Genomic DNA, 19,042 nt, shown 5'->3' with positions numbered 1-19,042 from the left:
CCACCGGTGACCGTACGGACACCGGTCGCGGAGCAGACGGCGGTGTCGTGGGGCAGACAGCGGTAAGGGGCGCGTACACCCCGCGCGCCCCTTACCGCTGTGCCCGGTGCACGCTCACTCCTTGGCCAGGACCACCGCCGTTCCGTAGGCGCACACCTCCGTGCCCACGTCCGCGGCCTCCGTCACATCGAAGCGGAACGCCAGCACACCGTTCGCGCCACGCGCGCGTGCCTGTTCGATGAGCCGTTCCATGGCCTGGTTGCGGGTCTGGACGAGCGTCTTGGTGAGCCCCTTCAGCTCACCGCCGATCATCGACTTCAGGCCCGCTCCGATCTGGCTGCCCAGATGCCGTGAGCGCACGGTGAGGCCGAAGACCTCGCCGATGACCTGCTCGACTCGGTAGCCGGGTACGTCGTTCGTCGTCACGACCAGCACGTCGGGTTGGGGACCCTGGCCGCCGCCGTACTCTTCGATGCCCATGGCTCACAGCTTCGCCAGGGTTCGCGCACAGTGCAATCCCGTGACACCGGTGGAACGTGGCGGCGACACCGGGCGTTGATAGCTTTGTCCGGCCATCGCCCTCGGGTCGGCTGTTTCAGGACGCCGCACCCCTCCCCTCACCGCTCAGGAGCCCGGAACCGTGATGACGCTTGCCCTCGGACCGAGCTGGATGGATCCGAACTACCTGCTCGACACCTTCGGAATCTGGGGCCTGCTCCTCGTCGTCTTCGCGGAGTCGGGCCTGCTCATCGGCTTCTTCCTGCCGGGCGACTCGCTGCTGTTCACGTGCGGCCTGCTGATCACCTCGAAGCAGCTGAACTTCCCGCTGTGGGGAGCCATCGCCCTGATCTGCGTCGCCGCGGTCCTGGGCGACCAGGTGGGGTACATGTTCGGTAAGAAGGTCGGCCCGTCGCTCTTCAAGCGCCCGGACTCGCGGCTCTTCAAGCAGGAGAACGTGACCAAGGCTCACGAGTTCTTCGAGAAGTACGGCCCGAAGTCCCTGGTCCTGGCCCGCTTCGTGCCCGTCGTGCGCACGTTCACGCCGATCATCGCCGGCGTCAGCGGCATGAAGTACCGCTCGTTCGTCGTGTTCAACGTCATCGGCGGTGTCCTGTGGGGCGCGGGCGTCACCCTGCTCGGCTCCTGGCTGGGCAACATCGGCTTCGTCAAGAACAACATCGAGGCGATCCTCATCCTGATCGTCCTCGTCTCGGTCGTCCCGATCGCCATCGAGTTCCTGCGGGCACGCTCGAAGGCCAGGAAGAACCCGCGGGAGGCCTCCGCCCACCAGGAGCCGCCGGTTCAGGGCCTGCAGCAGCCGCCGGTCACGGACGACGCGACGACCCAGCTGCGCCGCATGCCGCCGACCCACCAGGGCCAGGGCTATGGCGACCAGGCCTACGGCAACCAGGCCTATGGCAACCACGGCCATGACCAGGCCTACGGCGACCAGGGGTACGGCAACCACGGCCAGGCTCACCCGCAGGGCCGGCAGCCCTACGATCCGAACCAGGGATACGGCCAGAACTATGGCCAGGACTACGGCCAGAGCCAGCCGTACGCCCCGCAGTACCCCCAGGACCACCACCAGCAGCAGCCACAGCAGTACCCCTACGACCAGGGCTACCCGCAGAACGGCTACCCGCAGGGCTGAGCCGGCCACTGCCGACGGTCCTAGAACCCCCTCGTCCGCTTGGCCGCCCGCCGCCCCGCGGCGGAGCCGCCCGGCACCCGCAGGAACAGCCGGGAGATCTCCGAGCCCAGGTTCACACCGATCGCGATGGCCATGGCGAGGGACGCCGCCTTGGCCAGCGACACCAGGCCCTTGTCCACGTTGTTCTGGGCGATCGACAGCAGCCCGAAGTACGTCGCCGAACCGGGCAGCAGGGGCCCGATCGCGGCGGTCGTGTACGGCAGCGCGGACGCGAACTGGTAGCGCGACAGCAACTGCCCGAACAGGCCCACCAACCCCGCGGCGACGGCCGTGGAGGCGACCGGCGAGATGCCGCCCGGGTAGTGCAGGGCGCCGTACACGCTCCAGGCGACACCCCCGGTGAGGGTCACCCAGATCACGGTGGAGCGTTCCTGCTGGAGGAGCACCGCGAAGGTCAGGGACAGCAGCATCGAGGCGACGATCTGCACCACCGGGCGCTCGGCGGGGTTCAACGCCGCGTCCGGGTTGAGCTGGGCCCCCAGCTTCACGCCGAAGTACAGGATCAGCAGGACGCCGATGACGATGCCGACGAAGAAGTACATGACCTCCAGCAGGCGCGCGGCCGCGGTGATGTAGAAGCCGGTGAGCCCGTCCTGCACCCCCGCCACCAGGGCCCGCCCGGGCAGCAGTGCGAACAGCCCACCGGTGATCACCGCGGCCGCCTCCACGTCCACGTGCGCGGCCGTGAGCGCGACGCCGATCGCGGCCGGGGGCATCGCGGCCACCGTGAACTGGTAGAACTCGGGCAGTCCGCGCCCGGCGCACAGCCACGCCAGCCGGTCGCCGAGCATCGCGCCCAGCGCTGCCGCGATGAACACGATCAGGTCACCACCGACCAGCACGGAGGCCGCTCCGGCGAGCAGACCGCTCGCCCCGGTCAGCGCCCACCCGGGGTAGGGGTGCCGGTTGCGGCGGATCTCGGCGAGCCGCCGGTAGGCCTCCTCCAGGGAGATCGCCGTGTCCGGGTCGCTGAGGTCGTCCACGAGCCGGAACACGGCCGCCAGGCGCGTGTAGTCGGTGCCGCGGCGGCGCACCGTGCGCGAGGCCGACACCGGATCGTCCACCAGGGAGGGCTGGTACGAGACCGACAGCAGCGTGAAGGTGACGTTCGGTTCGCAGCGGTCCAACCCGTACGAGCGGCAGACCGCGAACATCGCCGCCTCCACGTCCTCGGCGCCCTCGCCGCCCGCCAGCAGCAGTTCGCCGATGCGGAGGGTCAGGTCGAGCACGCGCGGCACGGCGGGACCCGACTCGTCGGTCTTCTGCACGGGCTCCAGCGCGGGCCGCTCGGCCACCGGCATGCGCAGCATCGTGCGCATCCGGTCCTGCCAGGGCACCTCCTTGGTCAGCCGGACCGCGGGGATCCCGGCGGGCGGCGTGAAGGCGGGCGGCGCGCTCTTGGTGCTGTACGTGCTCGGCAGGCTGAACGCCGACCCCTCGGGCTCGGCCGTCGGCGGCTGCGGGGCCTCCAGCCCCTTCGGGAGGGAGAACTCGGACGTCGTCTCGGACGACTCGCCCCCCGGCGACGGCACGTCGAGCCCCTCGGGGACGGCGAACTCGGAGGTCGTGGACCCGTCGGTGAGGCCCCCCGCCGACACGCCGAGGCCCCCCGGGATCGTGAACTCGGAGGTGGTGACGGACTCGCTCTCGCTCCGCCCCGGAGGCACGAACGCACTCCTCGCCTCGTCCGACCGCGGTTTGCGATCCTCCGTCTCCGGTTCCGCCACCAGTTCCCGCCTTGCCTTTCGTACGTCTGTGTCCCGTACGTACCTTCCGTACGCCCCAGTATGCGCACCAGTACGCGAACGGGCCGCGTCACCCCTCAGGGTCACGCGGCCCGCGGGGCTCACGAAGATCAGTGCCCGCCGTGCTCCTTGGCACGCTTGAAGGAGCGCTCGATCTCCGCCTCGGCGTCCGTGCGGCCCACCCAGTTGGCACCCTCGACGGACTTGCCGGGCTCCAGGTCCTTGTAGACCTCGAAGAAGTGCTGGATCTCCAGGCGGTCGAACTCGGAGACGTGGTGGATGTCCCGCAGGTGCTCCACGCGCGGGTCGGACGCCGGCACGCACAGCAGCTTGTCGTCGCCGCCGGCCTCGTCCGTCATCCGGAACATGCCGATGGTGCGGCACTTGATGAGGCAGCCGGGGAAGGTCGGCTCCTCCAGGATGACCAGCGCGTCCAGCGGGTCGCCGTCCTCGCCGAGGGTGTTCTCGACGAAGCCGTAGTCGGCCGGGTAGCTGGTCGAGGTGAAGAGTCGACGGTCCAGGCGGATACGACCGGTCTCGTGGTCCACCTCGTACTTGTTCCGCGAACCCTTCGGGATCTCGATCGTGACGTCGAACTCCACCGGTGGCTCCTCCATGATCAGCACATAGTTCTGGTGGTTAAGTGTCCCTCACGCAGGTGTGTGATCGCGAAAGGGGCTGGTGGTCGTGCCGGAGCTGAGGGCTTGGCGGGCCGCGAGACCGCATCTCGTGCGGGCCGCGCAGACCGTGAGACCGCGCCTCGCGCGCGTGGCCCAGGCCGTGAAACCCCGTGCGGCGCGGAGCTCCGAGGCCGTGAGACCGCACGTGACACGGCTCACCGGGGTGGTGAAACCGCACGTCGCGCGGGTCGCGCGCGCCATGCGCCCGCGCGCCGGGGGGCTCACGACCCCGCAACTGACGGCTGTCGCCGCCACCGTGGGTCTGACGCTCGCGGCCGGGGCCGCGACCGCAGCCGGTCCCTGGGACTCCTCGGGTCAGCGTACGGCCGAGCGCGTCCGGGCCGCAGCGTGGGCCCGCGAGGGTGGCGCAGATCACGGAGCCTACGCCGGTACGGCGGCGCAGGCACCCGCGCCCGCACCGAGCGCCGCCTCCGTGCTCACCGGCCTCGGCGCCGCCGTGACCACCGGCTCGGCCCCGGCGGACCAGGCCCTGGCCGCGGCGCTCGACCCGCTCCTGCGTGACGCCTCCCTCGGCCCCCGCCGGGGCGCCGCGGTCGTCGACGTGGTCACCGGCAAACGCCTGTACGACGTGGGCGGGGACGACTCGCTGACCCCTGCCTCCACCACCAAGATCGCCACCGCCGTCGCCGTGCTCTCGGCGGCCGGACCCGACCACCGTCTCGCCACGCGCGCGGTGCTGGAGCCCGGCAGCGACAAGCTCGTACTGGTCGGCGGCGGCGACCCGACCCTGACCGCCCGCAAGGACGCCGGAGGCTGGGCCAGTCTGCGCACCCTCGCCGACGAGACCGCCACCGCCCTGCAGAAACGTCACATGGCTTCGGTGACGCTCACCTACGACGCCTCCCTGTTCACGGGCGAGGCGAAGCACCCCATCGGGGACAACGACAACCTCGCGCCCGTCACCGCGCTGACGGCCGACGAAGGACGCAAGGACGACTCCACCAGCGGGCCGGCAGGGCGCAGCACGGACCCGGCGGCCGACACGGCGCGGACCTTCGGCGGTCTGCTGCGCGAGCGCGGCATCAAGACCTCGGCCCCCGGCGCCTCCCCCGCGAAGGCCACGCAGCGGGCTCAGACGCTGGCCACGGTCCAGTCGCCGCCCCTGTCCGCCCTGGTCGAGCGGATGCTCACCAACAGCGACAACGACATCGCCGAGGCCCTGGCCCGGCAGACCGCCCTCGCCACCGGTGGCCGGCCGAGTTTCGAGGGCGGCGCGGCCGCGATCGCCGCCCGGCTCGGCAAGCTCGGGCTGCCGCTCGCCGGCGCCCAGTTCCACGACGGCAGCGGCCTGCACAGGGCCGACAGGCTCACCGCCGACCTGCTGACGGCCCTGCTGGCCACCGCCGGCTCCCCCGCCCACCCCGAACTCCGCCCCGTCCTGACGGGCCTGCCGGTGGCCGGTTTCACGGGCACCCTCAGCGACCGCTACGAGGACGGCGCAGCGCGCTCGGGCATCGGCGTCGTACGCGCCAAGACGGGCTCCCTGACCGGCGTCAACACGCTGGCCGGGACCCTGGTCGACGCCGACGGCCGACTGCTGGCCTTCGCGTTCATGACGGACGGCTCGATGAACCAGACGGCGGCCAGGGCGGCCCTGGACCGGATGGCGGCGGCCCTGGCGGGCTGCGGCTGCCGGTAACAGCGGCACCACCGGCATCACGGGCCCGCAACCACGGCCCGCCCCGCGGTCGCACCCCTCACCGCACTCGCGCACGAGCACGTACCGTTGACGCATGACGAGCATCGGTGGTGCCGAGATGGTCGACTGGAATCTCGCGGTGGCGACCGCGACCCGGCTCGTGCGGCCGGGCCCCGAGGTGAGCCGCGACGAGGCCCGAGCCGTCGTCGCGGAGCTGCGCAGGCACGCCAAGGCCTCCGAGGAACACGTCCGCGGCTTTACCCGTATGGGTGAACACGGCGTGCACGACACCCCGGTCCTCGTCGTCGACCGCCCCGGCTGGGTCCGGGCGAACGTCGCCGGTTTCCGGGAACTCCTCAAGCCCCTCCTCGACAAGATGCAGGAGCGGCGCGGGAACACACCCGGCGGAGCCGTCCTCGGCGCCGTCGGCGGCAAGGTCACCGGAGTGGAACTGGGCATGCTCCTGTCGTTCCTGTCCTCCCGGGTGCTCGGCCAGTACGAGACCTTCGCGCCCGCCACCCGCGAAATCCCCGCGGGCGAGAACGGCGGCGGCCGCCTCCTGCTGGTCGCGCCGAACATCGTGCACGTGGAGCGCGAACTGGACGTACACCCCCATGACTTCCGCCTCTGGGTCTGCCTGCACGAGGAGACGCACCGCACCCAGTTCACGGCGGTGCCCTGGCTGCGTGACCACATGGAGGGCGAAATCCAGTCGTTCTTGGGGGAGACCGACATCGACCCCATGACCGTCCTGGAGCGCATCAGGGAAGCCGCCCAGTCGCTCGCCGGCGGCCGTCCGGAGGGCGAGGAGGGGGACGACGGTCACTCGTTCGTGGAACTCGTGCAGACGCCTGCCCAGCGGGAGATCCTCGGCCGCCTCACCGCCGTGATGTCCCTCCTGGAGGGACATGCCGACTTCGTGATGGACGGCGTCGGCCCCGACGTCGTCCCGTCCGTCGCCGAGATCCGTGAGAAGTTCCAGCAACGCCGCGCCAAGGGCGCCTCCCGCCTCGACCTCGCCCTGCGCAAACTCCTGGGTCTGGACGCCAAGCTCAGGCAGTACCGGGACGGCGAGCGGTTCGTGCGGTCGGTCGTCGAGCAGGTCGGCATGGACGGCTTCAACCGGGTGTGGACCTCCCCGAACACCCTTCCGACCAAGGCGGAGATCGCCAAACCGGCGGACTGGGTCGCACGGGTGCACCGCAGGGCCGAGTCGTGAGCCCCGCGCGAGCCTAGTGAAACGAATCCGGCCGTCGGCAGGTGAACGCCTCGCCAATCACTCGTCCGAGGGACCGTGAGCGATGGGTAGCCGTGCAATGCTCGGGGAACGGCCCGTTTCTGTCACCATCTACATACTCTGAGTGACCGGCTCGGGCTCACCCCCCGAAAACTTCATGAAGGGAACCGGACATGGGTCCCCATCCTGCGGTCGCGGCGATACGCCTGGCGGTCCGCCGCGTCCTCCACGACATCCTCACCGCGCACACCGCGGAGCAGATCAGCGGGCAGACGACACACGAGCGCCCTTCCGAGCCGCTCGTGCTCGTGGCATGCTCGGGCGGCGCCGACTCGGTCGCGCTCGCCTCCGCCCTCGCCTTCGAAGCCCCCAAACTCGGCATCCGCGCCGGCGGCATCACCGTCGACCACGGCCTTCAGCCCGGCTCCGACCTGCGCGCGGAAGAGGTTGTGCTGCGCCTGCGCGAGCTCGGCCTGCACCCGGCCGAGTCGGTCGCCGTGAGCGTCGGCCGCGGCGGCGGCCCCGAGGCCGCAGCCCGGGACGCGCGCTACGCCGCCCTGGACGTCGCCGCCGAACGCCTCGGCGCCGCCGCGATCCTCCTCGGACACACCCGCGACGACCAGGCCGAGACCGTCCTGCTCGGCCTCGCCCGCGGTTCCGGCATCCGCTCCCTGTCCGGTATGGCCGCGGTCTCGGGGGCCGGCGGCCGGTACCGCCGCCCCTTCCTGCACATCGACCGGCAGACCGCGCGCAAGGCCTGCATGGTTCAGTCCCTGCCCGTCTGGGACGACCCCCACAACACCGACCCCGCCTACACCCGCTCCCGGCTGCGCCACGAGGGACTGCCGGCCCTGGAGAAGGCGCTCGGCAAGGGGGTCGTGGAGGCCCTCGCCCGCACCGCCCAGCTCTCCCGCGACGACGCGGACGCCCTCGACGCCTGGGCGAGCCAGGCCGAGGCCTCCGTGCGCGACGCCTCCGGCCTCCTGGAATGCGCCAAGCTCTACGCCCTGCCTCCCGCCGTGCGGCGCCGCATCCTGCGCCGCGCCGCCATCGAGGCCGGTGCCCCGGCCGGCTCTCTCTTCGCCCGCCACATCGAGGAAGTCGACCGTCTGATCACCGGCTGGCGCGGCCAGGGGGCCATCAATCTCCCGGGCAAAGTCGTCGCCCAGCGGCAGGGTGGCAGACTGGTGATTCGGCAAGGCTGAAAACTCGCCTCCCGCGGGAGGCACCCGGTGGCCCTCAGGGGATGGCCGGTCAGCCGCGCGAGCGAGCCGAAGGGCCCGCCGCTGCCGACAGGGAGAGCGCGCTCAGGCCGCGCGGGCTGCAGCCCTCACACGGCTGCCGGACGCGGACCTCCGGGCACGGCCGACCGCCTGGCGGCACCGGCACTCCGGAGGCGAAGGAGCGACAAGTGCGGGACGACCGAAAGTGATGCGGGTGGACGCGAACGACATGGGTGCCGACCTCAAGCAGGTGCTCATCACCAAGGAAGAGATCGACGCGAAGCTGGCCGAGCTGGCCGCGAAGATCGACGCGGAGTACGAGGGCAAGGACCTGCTTCTCGTCGGCGTTCTCAAGGGCGCGGTGATGGTCATGGCCGACCTCGCCCGCGCGCTGTCCACCCCCGTCACCATGGACTGGATGGCCGTGTCCTCCTACGGTGCGGGCACCCAGTCATCGGGCGTCGTGCGGATCCTCAAGGACCTCGACACCGACATCAAGGGCAAGCACGTCCTGATCGTCGAGGACATCATCGACTCCGGTCTGACCCTGTCCTGGCTGATCTCCAACCTCGGCTCGCGCGAGCCCGCCTCCCTCAAGGTGTGCACGCTGCTGCGCAAGCCCGAGGCCGCCAAGGTCGCGATCGACGTCGAGTGGGTCGGCTTCGACATCCCGAACGAGTTCGTCGTGGGCTACGGCCTCGACTACGCGGAGAAGTACCGCAACCTCCCGTTCGTCGGTACGCTCGCCCCCCACGTCTACGGCGGCTGAGCCCCCGGGGTTCGGCCGTCGTCCGCGGCGGCCGAACGCCCAGGTCACGATCCTGGCAAGAGGCCCGGGAACCCCAGCGGGTTTCGCGCCGTTGTAGCAGGCGTGGACGGTACTGCCGGAAGTCCCCTGCGGCTTCGGGTGACAATCCTGGGGTACCGTCAGAAGAACTGTCTTTATCAAACTCACTATGGCAGGAGGGACGGGGCGGCACCGCTCCGTATGGATGGACGTGAAGCGATACTTCCGTGGGCCGGTCATGTGGATCGTGCTGGCCGTCCTTGCCGTGGTCGTGTTGATGCAGGTCGTCGGCTCCTCCGGCGGCTACAAGACGGTGGACACCGGCCAGGTCGTCCAGGCGATCAATGACAACAAGGTCCAGTCGGCCAAGCTGACCACCGGCGACGAGCAGATCATCAAGGTCTCGCTCAAGGACGGCGAGAAGGTCGGTGGCAGCGCCAAGATCCAGGCGAGCTACATCGGCGACCAGGGCGTGACCCTGGCCAACACCCTGCAGGACAAGTTCCAGAACAAGCAGATCCCGGACGGCTACACGGTCTCGCCGTCCAAGCAGAACCCCTTCGTCGGGATCCTGCTCTCCCTGCTGCCCTTCGTCCTCATCGTGGTCGTCTTCCTGTTCCTGATGAACCAGATGCAGGGCGGCGGCTCCCGGGTCATGAACTTCGGGAAGTCCAAGGCCAAGCTCATCACCAAGGACACCCCGAAGACGACGTTCACGGACGTCGCGGGCGCGGACGAGGCGGTCGAGGAGCTCCAGGAGATCAAGGAGTTCCTCCAGGAGCCGGCCAAGTTCCAGGCCGTCGGCGCCAAGATCCCCAAGGGCGTGCTGCTGTACGGGCCTCCCGGTACGGGCAAGACGCTGCTCGCGCGCGCGGTGGCCGGCGAAGCGGGCGTCCCCTTCTACTCGATCTCGGGTTCCGACTTCGTCGAGATGTTCGTCGGTGTCGGTGCCTCCCGAGTCCGTGACCTGTTCGAGCAGGCCAAGGCGAACGCCCCGGCGATCGTCTTCGTCGACGAGATCGACGCGGTCGGCCGCCACCGCGGCGCCGGCCTCGGCGGCGGTCACGACGAGCGCGAGCAGACCCTGAACCAGCTGCTCGTCGAGATGGACGGCTTCGACGTGAAGGGCGGCGTGATCCTCATCGCCGCCACGAACCGCCCCGACATCCTCGACCCGGCCCTCCTGCGTCCCGGCCGCTTCGACCGCCAGATCGCGGTGGACCGCCCGGACATGCAGGGCCGTCTGGAGATCCTCAAGGTCCACCAGAAGGGCAAGCCGGTCGCTCCGGACGTCGACCTGTCGGCCGTCGCCCGCCGTACGCCCGGCTTCACGGGCGCGGACCTCTCGAACGTCCTCAACGAGGCGGCCCTGCTCACGGCGCGCAGCGACCGCAAGCTGATCGACAACCAGATGCTGGACGAGGCGATCGACCGAGTGGTCGCGGGCCCGCAGAAGCGGACCCGGATCATGTCGGACAAGGAGAAGAAGATCACCGCGTACCACGAGGGCGGCCACGCCCTGGTCGCGGCGGCCTCGCCGAACGCCGATCCGGTCCACAAGATCACGATCCTGTCCCGCGGCCGCGCACTCGGCTACACGATGGTGCTTCCGGACGAGGACAAGTACTCCACGACCCGCAACGAGATGCTGGACCAGCTGGCCTACATGCTGGGCGGCCGCGCGGCCGAGGAGCTGGTCTTCCACGACCCGACGACGGGTGCCGCGAACGACATCGAGAAGGCCACGTCCACGGCCCGCGCGATGGTCACGCAGTACGGCATGACCGAGCGTCTCGGCGCGATCAAGTTCGGCGGCGACAACACCGAGCCGTTCCTCGGCCGTGAGATGGCTCACCAGCGCGACTACTCGGAAGAGGTCGCCGCGCTCGTGGACGAAGAGGTCAAGAAGCTCATCGAGAACGCGCACAACGAGGCCTGGGAGATCCTGGTCGAGAACCGCGACGTCCTCGACAACCTGGTGCTCGCGCTGCTGGAGAAGGAGACCCTGGGCAAGGAGGAGATCGCCGAGATCTTCGCCCCGGTCGTCAAGCGCCCGCCGCGGCCCGCCTGGACCGGTTCCTCCCGCCGCACGCCGTCCACCCGCCCGCCGGTGCTCTCCCCGAAGGAGCTGGCACTGACGAACGGGGCGAACGGCGCGAGCCCGGCGATCGCCAACGCGACGGAGTCCGTCCCCACGGACACCACACCGGAGGACCGCCGAGAGAGCTGAGTCACCGCTCTTCCGAGGGCCTCACCGGGCCCGGAATTTCTGCCGCGCCCCCCAGGGTTCTAGCCTTGGGGGGCGCGGCATGTCCGTAGAGCCGCATATGAGACGCGTGATCCGTGCGCGTCCCAGGCGCAGGAACGAGGCACCAGATGATCGACCCGGTGACGCTGGACGGCGAGGGAACGATCGGCGAGTTCGACGAGAAGCGTGCGGAGAACGCCGTACGGGAACTGCTCATCGCGATCGGTGAGGACCCGGACCGAGAGGGGCTGCGCGAGACCCCGGGGAGGGTGGCCCGGGCGTACCGGGAGCTTCTGGCCGGACTCAGGCAGCAGCCCGAGGACGTCCTGACGACGACGTTCGATCTGGGCCACGACGAGATGGTCCTGGTCAAGGACATCGAGATCGTGAGCCTGTGCGAGCATCATCTGTTGCCGTTCCACGGTGTGGCCCACGTCGGCTACATCCCGGCCGAGACGGGGAAGATCACCGGTCTGTCCAAGCTCGCCCGGCTGGTCGAGGTGTTCGCCCGGCGGCCGCAGGTACAGGAACGACTCACCACGCAGATCGCCGACTCGTTGATGCGCATCCTTGAGGCGCGCGGTGCCATCGTCGTCATCGAGGCCGAGCACATGTGCATGTCCGTGCGCGGCATCCGCAAGCCCGGCGCCAAGACGACGACGTCCGCCGTACGGGGACAGCTCCGGGACGCCACGACCCGGGCCGAGGCGATGAGCCTGATACTGGCGCGCTGACTCCCCCGCCCGCCGCGCCCTAGGAAACCGGTGCCGTGCCGTCGTTGTGGTCCTCGTCGTCCGGGAGCTTGCAGACGCGTTCGAGGAAGAAGGCCGCCGCTATGACCGCGATGCCTCCCAGGACCGAGAAGCCGGCGTAGATGGCCTGATCGCGACGGGTGGGGAGGTCCAGGGACTCCAGGAGGAAGACGCCCGTGCCGCCGTACATTCCGGCGACCAGGGACGCGACCAGGGCGCTTGCCTGGCCGAAGACGACCGCGCGGGCCGCCATCAGCGGATCGACGCCCTTGGCGCCGGGGCGGCGCTCCCGCTGGGCCTTGAGGCGGGCGCGGATGGAGAGCGCCGTGGCCAGCAGGACCACGGCGATCAGGGCGAGCACGATGGGCGCGGCCAGGGGGACCCGGGGCAGCGTGCCCACCGAGCTCCACAGGCGGGCGCCCGCCCAGGACAGCACTCCGGCCACCACGAACACCGCTGCCAGCGTCCTGATGCGCAGCTCTCTCACGATGTCCCTTCGTCAGCCCGACGGTAGCCGGTACACGGTCGTGGAGCGGGAAGGATCCCGGCCCGGTAGACCTTAACGACTACTCGGGCAGCCGGAGTTCCAGATCGGAGCGGGGGGTGACTCCCTCGCGGGTGACCATGGCGAGCAGGTCCGCCACCGGGCCGCGGCCAGGGAGCTGGGCCTCCGGGTCCAGGTCGTACCACGGTGCGAGGACGAAGGCCCGCTCGTGGGCACGTGGGTGGGGCAGCGTCAGCACCGGGTCGTCGGAGACGAGATCCGCGTACGTGACGATGTCCATGTCGAGCGTGCGCGCGCCCCAGCGCTCGTCCCGCACCCGGTGGAAGGCCTCCTCCACGGCGTGTGCCCGCTCCAGGAGGGAGGAGGGGGGCAGCGTGGTCTTCACGACGACCACCGCGTTCAGGTACGTGGGCTGGCTGCCCGGTGCGATGCCCCATGGCTCCGTCTCGTACACCGGGGAGACCGCCTTGACGCGGACGCCCGGCGTGTCCTCCAGGGCGTCGATCGCGCCCTGGAGGGTCTCCAGGCGGTTGCCCAGGTTCGCGCCCAGCGAGATCACCGCGCGCTTGGGGTTCTGCAGCGTCGTGTCGGCGGCGTCCACGCGCTCCACCACGGAGGCGGGCACCGGCTGCACGGTCGGGTCGCTCTGACCCCCGGGGAGGAAGGCGGTCATACTCGGCTCCGGGTGATGGTGACGGTCACGTCGTCGAAGGGGACGGTGATCGGCGCGTCCGGTTTGTGCACGCAGACCTCGACCTCCAGGACGGGGGCGTGCTTGAGGCACGAGAGGGCGATGCGCTCCGCGAGGGTCTCGATGAGGTCGACGGGCTCACCTTCGACCAGGGCCACGACCTCCTCCGCCACGACGCCGTAGTGCACGGTCTTCGACAGGTCGTCGTCGGCCGCGGCCGGTCGGGTGTCCAGGCCCAGGACGAGGTCCACGATGAAGGTCTGGCCCTCCTCGCGTTCCTTGGGGAACACCCCGTGGTGCCCGCGGGCCTTCAGGCCGCGCAGCGCGACACGATCCACGCGAATCACTCCTGCAATCGTCGGTAGCGGCAGGTACTCACCGAGTGCGGTCGGTACACCGGCCTCGAACGAATTTACCTGCGAGTACTGACACAGCTCGCTCACGGGGCGCGCGCCCGCGATACGGACAGAAGGGTTCATCCGGCGTTTTCCCTGGCGAACGCGGTGGCTCACGAGCTGGCAGCCGCCTGTACCCAGGAGTAGGTGATTCCGCCCACTATGAGGCCGCCTACCCACTCGGGCCGCGAAGCCCACCCCTCATGAGGCGGAATCGTCTCTCATGCGGGGGAGCCGTCGTCCTCTTCGTCAACGGATTCCGTCAGGACGGGGGAGGCGTGGTGCGACCAGAGCTTCCAGCCGTCGGGGGTGCGGCGGAACACGTTCGTGGCGACGACCAGCTGGCCGACGAGGGGCCCCAGCTCGTCGCCGTCATCGGGGGCCGGGCCGCCGCTGAGGATGTTCTCCGTGCAGGTCACCAGGGCGGTGTCGCCGGTCACGGAGACGTGGACGTCCGTGAGGAAGAACTGGATGTAGTCGGTGTTCGCCATGATCAGCGCGTACGACCTCAGGACCTCGCCGCGGCCGGTCAGGACGGGCCAGCCGGGGTGGACGCAGGAGATCACGCCGACGTCGGCCGGGTCGTGGTACTCCTCGTCGACGCCCAGGTCAGCGGGGGTCAACCAGAGCGAGGTCAGCTCTTCGAAGTCACCCCGCTCCATGGTCTCGTAGAAGGCGGTGTTGGCCTGTTCGACCTGTTCGACGTCGGTGCGAGCGGTGCTCACCGGGCTCCTTCGGGGGTTCCGGTGCCAGGGGCCGTCTTCGGGGCGGGGGCGTCCTGCGGGGCGGCGTTCGGGGAGAGCGCGCCCGGTGTGTGATCCGCTGCACGCGCCTCCTCGATGGCGCGTGCGACGCGTACCGCGTCCGCCGTCGCGCGCACCTCGTGGACGCGCACCGCCCATGCGCCGGCCTGGGCGGCGAGTGCGGACACGGCGGCGGTGGCGGCGTCGCGCTCGCGCGCGGGAGGCGGGGCGCCCTCGGGGCCGGCCAGTACCCGGCCCAGGAACCGCTTTCGGGAGGCGGCCACCAGCAGCGGGTGGCCCAGGCGGTGCAGGCGGTCGAGGTGGGCGAGCAGCGCGAGGTCGTGTTCGGCCTCCTTGGAGAAGCCGAGCCCGGGGTCGACGACGATCCGGTCGGGGGCGACGCCGCCCTCCAGAACGGCCTCCACGCGCGCGTGGAGCTCGTCGAAGACCTCGGTGACGACGTCCTCGTACACGCCCCTGACGCTGCCGCCCTGCAGGAAGCCGCGCCAGTGCATCACCACGAAGGGGGCGTCGGCGGCCGCGACGATCGGGATCATCGCGGGGTCGGCGAGGCCGCCGCTGACATCGTTGACGAGGGCGGCGCCGGCGGCGAGGGCCTGTTCGGCGACAGTGGCACGCATGGTGTCGACGGAGACCGTGACGCCCTCGGAGGCGAGGCCGCGCACGACGGGGATGACGCGCCTGAGCTCCTCGGCCTCGTCGACGCGGGTGGCGCCGGGGCGGGTGGACTCACCGCCGACGTCGACGAGGTCGGCGCCCTCGCTGACCAGGTCGAGGCCGTGCTTGACGGCGGCGGTGGTGTCGAACCAGCGGCCGCCGTCGGAGAAGGAGTCGGGGGTCACGTTGACGACCCCCATGACCGCGCAGCGGTCCCATGTCGGAAGGCCTGCCACGTGGCCCCGCCCGGTCTTCGTGCTCATACGTTCAGCGTAGGCCCCCGGTGGCCCCGCGTTCGGCTCACGGGGCGGCCCGGCACCACCGCGAGCCTGCGGCTGGGGGCGAAGGAGTGTCGGGTGTCGTGCTCTGGGGAGGGCCCTGGCGCAAGAAGGCCTGAGCGGTGCCGCGGGTGGGGCGGTGGCCCGCTCAGGCCTGTTCGTGGGTGCGGGGTCAGGCGCGGCTGGCGGCGCCGACTCCGTGTTCGGTGACGTGGGCGCACGGGCGCGCGGCCGGGGCCTTGCGGCGCAGGACGCGCGGCAGGGCCAGGTTCACGAAGCCCTCCGCCTGCATGGCCGCCAGGCCGATGCGCGGGAGGTCGCGGGAGGAGGCGTACACCACGAAGCGCGGCTCCCAGCGCGGCTGGAACTTCGCGTTGAACTTGTACAGGGACTCGATCTGGAACCAGCGGGAGAGGAAGACCAGAAGCCCCCGCCACGCCCGCAGCACCGGCCCCGCGCCGATCTTCTCGCCGCGTGCCAGGGCCGAGCGGAACATCGCGAAGTTCAGGGAGACGCGCTCGATGCCGAGCTTCGGGGCGGCCTGCAGCGCGGCCACGATCAGCAGTTCGTTCATGCCCGGGTCCGCCGAGCGGTCACGGCGCATCAGGTCCAGGGAGACCCCGTCGCTGCCCCACGGCACGAAGTGCAGAACCGCCTTCAGGTCGCCGTACAGGCCCGTCTCCGCGTCCGCCTTGTGGGCCGTCGCGATCAGGCAGTCACCGTCCGCCGGGTCACCGACGCGGCCGAGCGCCATCGAGAAGCCGCGCTCGGTGTCCGTGCCGCGCCAGTCCTCGGCGGCCCGCCGTATGCGCTCCAGTTCGCCCTCGCTGAGGTCACGGATGCGCCGTACCCGGGTTTCGTAGCCCGCGCGCTCGATGCGCTTCACCATCTGGCGCACGTTGCGCATCGCGCGCCCGGAGAGGGAGAAATCCGCGACGTCCACCACCGCCTCGTCACCCAGTTCGAGAGCGTCCAGGCCGGTCTCACGGGTCCACACCTCGCCGCCCGTCTCCGAGCAGCCCATGACCGCGGGGGTCCAGGAGTGGGCCTTGGCCTCGTCCATGAAGCGCTCGATGGCGCCGGGCCAGGCCTCCACGTCGCCGATCGGGTCACCGCTGGCGAGCATCACACCCGATACGACCCGGTAGGTGACCGCCGCCTTGCCGCTGGGCGAGAAGATGACCGCCTTGTCGCGGCGCAGGGCGAAGTGGCCGAGGGAGTCGCGGGCGCCGTGCTTCTCCAGCAGGGCACGCAGCTGTGCCTCGTCCTCCTCGGTGAGCCGGGCGGCCGGGTGCTCCGGGCGGAAGGCCAGGTAGACCGTCGTGACCGCGGTCAGCAGGCCGAGCGCGCCCAGCGAGAAGCCCACCGTCCAGGAGGTGTTGCCGGTGTAGTCGACCGGTCCCTCGAAGCCGAAGAGGCCGTACAGGACGTGCTCGATCCGGTCGGACAGGCTCGGATCGCCGACCATCCGGTGGGTGTGGACGCTGACGATGATCAGGCCGAGGCCCAGGGAGCCGGCGCCCATGAGGACGAAGTTGGCGAGCGCGCGCCAGCGGCTGCGCGGGTCGGGCAGGGCCGCGAACTGGCCGCGGTGGCGCAGCAGCGGCACCAGCAGCGCCACGGAGATGAGGACGCCCACCACGGAGTGGCGGTAGACGTACTCGCCCACGGCACCCGCAGGCAGGAGCAGTACGGCGGCGCGCCACGCACGGCGCTTGCGGCGCCGCAGCCCGTGCGCGAGGAGCAGCAGCAGGATGCCCACGCTCAGCGACAGGGCCGCCGCGAAGGGGCCGAGCGAGCCGGGCAGGACCTCCGCCATACGATGCATACGGCTGTGCCGGAAGCGCGGGAACACCCCTGCGGCGACGTCCAGGACTCCCACGAGTGTGCAGGCCCTGGCGATCAGCGCGGGCACGGCCTCCGGGCGTGGGCCGCGCAGTATGCGCCGCACCACATCTGATCGCTCCGGAACCTCACCCGACTTTTCCCCATCTATCCTGACAGACATCGCATCCCGTAGTTCTGCGAGAGACCTTGAGCCCGGTGCCGATCAGGGCATCCGGCGACATTGCGCCCTCTAGGACGGTGTCTCGGGGAGAGAGGTTCACTCCCCAACACAAAGCCGGTTCAAAGGCGAAGGAAAGTCCGGGGCAAGCCCTCGCTAAGGCGCGGGCACGGCCCATGGATGGAAAGCGCAGGCAGGAAAAGAGTCCATGGGTCTCACGAGCAACAAAGTGCTGGCACTGGCGGTCGTGTTCGCCGTGCTGCTGTTCGTCTGCACGGTGTGGTACTGGCCACGTTTCGCCCGGCGTAGCTGGCGGGCCGTCGGCGGACGGGTCGGTCTGCTGTTCGCCACCCAGGTGGCGATCTTCGCGTCGATCGGACTCGCGGCCAACCAGGCCTTCGGGTTCTACGCCAGCTGGGCCGACCTGTTCGGACAGGAGAACGGGCAGGCCTTGGTCGTCGACGGCGCGGGCGGATCGAGCAGCGGCCCCCTCCAGGTGATGGACACCCAGACGGTGAACGTGCCGGGCGGCGGGCAGCCCACGATCGGGGGTCAGATTCAGAAGGTCGGCATATTCGGACAGACGACGCACATCTCCTCGTCTGCCTTCGTATATCTGCCGCCGGAGTACTTCCAGCCGCAGTACCGCGCGAGGACGTTCCCGGTGGCCGTCGTCCTCACCGGCTATCCGGGTACGGCCTCGGCGCTCATCAAGGGGCTGCACTACCCGCAGACGGCGCACGAGCTGGCGAAGACCGGCAAGATGCAGCCGATGATCCTGGTGATGCTGCGGCCGACGGTGGCCCCGCCGCGCGACACGGAGTGCGTGGACGTCCCGGGTGGGCCCCAGACGGAGACGTTCTTCGCGAAGGACCTCCCCGACGCGGTCCGGTCGCACTACAGGGTGGGCCCGATCCCCACCGGCTGGGGCATCATCGGCGACTCCACGGGCGGCTACTGCGCGCTGAAGCTGGCGATGCACCGCCCGAACGCCTACTTCGCCGGGGTGGGCCTGTCGCCGTACTACAAGGCGCCGATCGACCCGACCACGGGCAACCTCTTCCAGGGCAACAAGGGTCTGCAGAACCGCGCCGACCTGCTGTGGTACGCCAAGCACATGCCGCCGCCGGACACCTCACTGCTCGTCACGAGCAGCAAGGCCGGCGAGAAGGACTACAACGCCACGCTCAAGTTCATCCAGCAGGTGCAGGCCAAGAAGAAGACCCGGATCTCGTCGATCATCCTCGACAGCGGCGGCCACAACTTCAACACGTGGCGCCGGGAGATCCCGTCGGCGCTGCAGTGGATGAGCGGACGGCTCCAAGAGCGCTGAGCGGCGAATACCCCGGCGGCGACCGCCGGTAATTCCGCGCAATCCGAAGGGGGCCGCTCCGGACACGGAGCCGGCCCCCTTCGGTGTTGTCTCCGTGTGGTCGGAATTCGTCGGGTGGCGGTCCGTCAAGTCACTTTGGGGCAGGTGCCGGAGGCCGGGGATCCCGATCCACGCCCGGGCAGGAAATGATCTTGAATGGAGCGTGTCGACGGCTTCGGAGGCCGCCCGGGAGCGCTGGACCAGGGCCTGTGGGGGCGTCCGCCCTCGCCTTCGGGTGTTCCTGGTGTATCCGTTGCCGAAGGTAAACGCGCCGGATTTGCGAGGTAACTGTTCCGCTTACGTTGCCGGCGGGGCGGGGCGAAGGCTTC

The 19,042-nt window shown here is 70.4% G+C and carries 17 protein-coding genes; 8 read left to right on the top strand and 9 right to left on the bottom strand.

Annotation, left to right across the window (positions count from 1 at the left end):
* Positions 1 to 114: 114 nt before the first annotated feature.
* Positions 115 to 480 (bottom strand): YbjQ family protein, encoded by a 366-nt coding sequence (locus ASC56_RS15545; protein WP_055492007.1) that lies wholly within the window; start codon positions 478 to 480, stop codon positions 115 to 117.
* A 160-nt stretch (positions 481 to 640) separates the two neighbouring features.
* Here ASC56_RS15545 and ASC56_RS15540 point away from each other — a divergent pair, with 160 nt between their 5' ends.
* The gene (locus ASC56_RS15540) at positions 641 to 1,654 is read left to right on the top strand and encodes a DedA family protein (protein WP_055492006.1); all 1,014 of its coding nucleotides are present in this window, start codon (positions 641 to 643) and stop codon (positions 1,652 to 1,654) included.
* A 20-nt stretch (positions 1,655 to 1,674) separates the two neighbouring features.
* On the opposite strand, the gene ASC56_RS15535 is transcribed toward ASC56_RS15540, so the two are convergent.
* Both ASC56_RS15535 and ASC56_RS15530 read right to left on the bottom strand, forming a co-directional pair.
* Entirely contained in the window at positions 1,675 to 3,381 is a 1,707-nt protein-coding gene (locus ASC56_RS15535; protein WP_234376962.1) for a threonine/serine exporter ThrE family protein, read from the bottom strand.
* 188 nt (positions 3,382 to 3,569) lie between these two features.
* Entirely contained in the window at positions 3,570 to 4,061 is a 492-nt protein-coding gene (locus tag ASC56_RS15530; RefSeq protein WP_055492245.1) for an inorganic diphosphatase, read from the bottom strand.
* A gap of 79 nt (positions 4,062 to 4,140) precedes the next feature.
* Between ASC56_RS15530 and dacB the strand changes: the two genes are divergently transcribed.
* The 6 genes from dacB to folE all read left to right on the top strand — a co-directional run bounded on the left by dacB (position 4,141) and on the right by folE (position 12,028).
* Positions 4,141 to 5,799 (top strand): D-alanyl-D-alanine carboxypeptidase/D-alanyl-D-alanine-endopeptidase, encoded by a 1,659-nt coding sequence (dacB, locus tag ASC56_RS15525; protein ID WP_055492005.1) that lies wholly within the window; start codon positions 4,141 to 4,143, stop codon positions 5,797 to 5,799.
* A gap of 94 nt (positions 5,800 to 5,893) precedes the next feature.
* Positions 5,894 to 7,018: a zinc-dependent metalloprotease gene (locus ASC56_RS15520; RefSeq protein ID WP_055492004.1), complete on the top strand. Its 1,125-nt coding sequence runs from the start codon at positions 5,894 to 5,896 to the stop codon at positions 7,016 to 7,018.
* A 191-nt stretch (positions 7,019 to 7,209) separates the two neighbouring features.
* A complete protein-coding gene (gene tilS, locus ASC56_RS15515) occupies positions 7,210 to 8,241 on the top strand; it encodes a tRNA lysidine(34) synthetase TilS (RefSeq protein ID WP_055492003.1) in 1,032 nt (343 codons plus the stop codon).
* A gap of 226 nt (positions 8,242 to 8,467) precedes the next feature.
* Positions 8,468 to 9,028 carry a hypoxanthine phosphoribosyltransferase gene (gene hpt / locus ASC56_RS15510; RefSeq protein ID WP_055492002.1) on the top strand — a complete coding sequence of 187 codons (561 nt, stop codon included), beginning with the start codon at positions 8,468 to 8,470 and terminating at the stop codon, positions 9,026 to 9,028.
* A gap of 223 nt (positions 9,029 to 9,251) precedes the next feature.
* The gene (ftsH, locus tag ASC56_RS15505; RefSeq protein WP_055492001.1) at positions 9,252 to 11,276 is read left to right on the top strand and encodes an ATP-dependent zinc metalloprotease FtsH; all 2,025 of its coding nucleotides are present in this window, start codon (positions 9,252 to 9,254) and stop codon (positions 11,274 to 11,276) included.
* A gap of 146 nt (positions 11,277 to 11,422) precedes the next feature.
* Positions 11,423 to 12,028: a GTP cyclohydrolase I FolE gene (folE, locus tag ASC56_RS15500; RefSeq protein ID WP_055492000.1), complete on the top strand. Its 606-nt coding sequence runs from the start codon at positions 11,423 to 11,425 to the stop codon at positions 12,026 to 12,028.
* 19 nt (positions 12,029 to 12,047) lie between these two features.
* On the opposite strand, the gene ASC56_RS15495 is transcribed toward folE, so the two are convergent.
* From ASC56_RS15495 to ASC56_RS15470, 6 genes are all read right to left on the bottom strand, one after another.
* The gene (locus ASC56_RS15495; RefSeq protein ID WP_055491999.1) at positions 12,048 to 12,533 is read right to left on the bottom strand and encodes a DUF3180 domain-containing protein; all 486 of its coding nucleotides are present in this window, start codon (positions 12,531 to 12,533) and stop codon (positions 12,048 to 12,050) included.
* 79 nt (positions 12,534 to 12,612) lie between these two features.
* Positions 12,613 to 13,224 carry a 2-amino-4-hydroxy-6-hydroxymethyldihydropteridine diphosphokinase gene (gene folK, locus ASC56_RS15490; protein ID WP_055491998.1) on the bottom strand — a complete coding sequence of 204 codons (612 nt, stop codon included), beginning with the start codon at positions 13,222 to 13,224 and terminating at the stop codon, positions 12,613 to 12,615.
* The gene (gene folB / locus ASC56_RS15485; RefSeq protein WP_055491997.1) at positions 13,221 to 13,580 is read right to left on the bottom strand and encodes a dihydroneopterin aldolase; all 360 of its coding nucleotides are present in this window, start codon (positions 13,578 to 13,580) and stop codon (positions 13,221 to 13,223) included. Before folB ends, folK begins: the two co-directional genes overlap by 4 nt.
* 278 nt (positions 13,581 to 13,858) lie before the next feature.
* Positions 13,859 to 14,362 carry a nuclear transport factor 2 family protein gene (locus ASC56_RS15480; protein WP_055491996.1) on the bottom strand — a complete coding sequence of 168 codons (504 nt, stop codon included), beginning with the start codon at positions 14,360 to 14,362 and terminating at the stop codon, positions 13,859 to 13,861.
* Positions 14,359 to 15,321: a dihydropteroate synthase gene (folP, locus tag ASC56_RS15475; protein WP_079102515.1), complete on the bottom strand. Its 963-nt coding sequence runs from the start codon at positions 15,319 to 15,321 to the stop codon at positions 14,359 to 14,361. The genes ASC56_RS15480 and folP overlap by 4 nt, the downstream gene beginning before the upstream one ends.
* A 187-nt stretch (positions 15,322 to 15,508) precedes the next feature.
* Positions 15,509 to 17,344 (bottom strand): phosphatidylglycerol lysyltransferase domain-containing protein, encoded by a 1,836-nt coding sequence (locus ASC56_RS15470; RefSeq protein ID WP_055491995.1) that lies wholly within the window; start codon positions 17,342 to 17,344, stop codon positions 15,509 to 15,511.
* A 205-nt stretch (positions 17,345 to 17,549) separates the two neighbouring features.
* On the opposite strand from ASC56_RS15470, the gene ASC56_RS15465 reads away from it, so the two are divergent.
* Positions 17,550 to 18,674 (top strand): esterase family protein, encoded by a 1,125-nt coding sequence (locus tag ASC56_RS15465; protein ID WP_055491994.1) that lies wholly within the window; start codon positions 17,550 to 17,552, stop codon positions 18,672 to 18,674.
* Positions 18,675 to 19,042 lie beyond the last annotated feature (368 nt).

Origin of the sequence: Streptomyces sp. TP-A0356, from assembly GCF_001417775.1 — a bacterium.
Classification (GTDB): Bacteria; Actinomycetota; Actinomycetes; order Streptomycetales; family Streptomycetaceae; genus Streptomyces.
The sequence above is the reverse complement of the archived record's forward strand: the minus strand, read 5'-3'. Positions and strand labels throughout refer to the sequence as shown.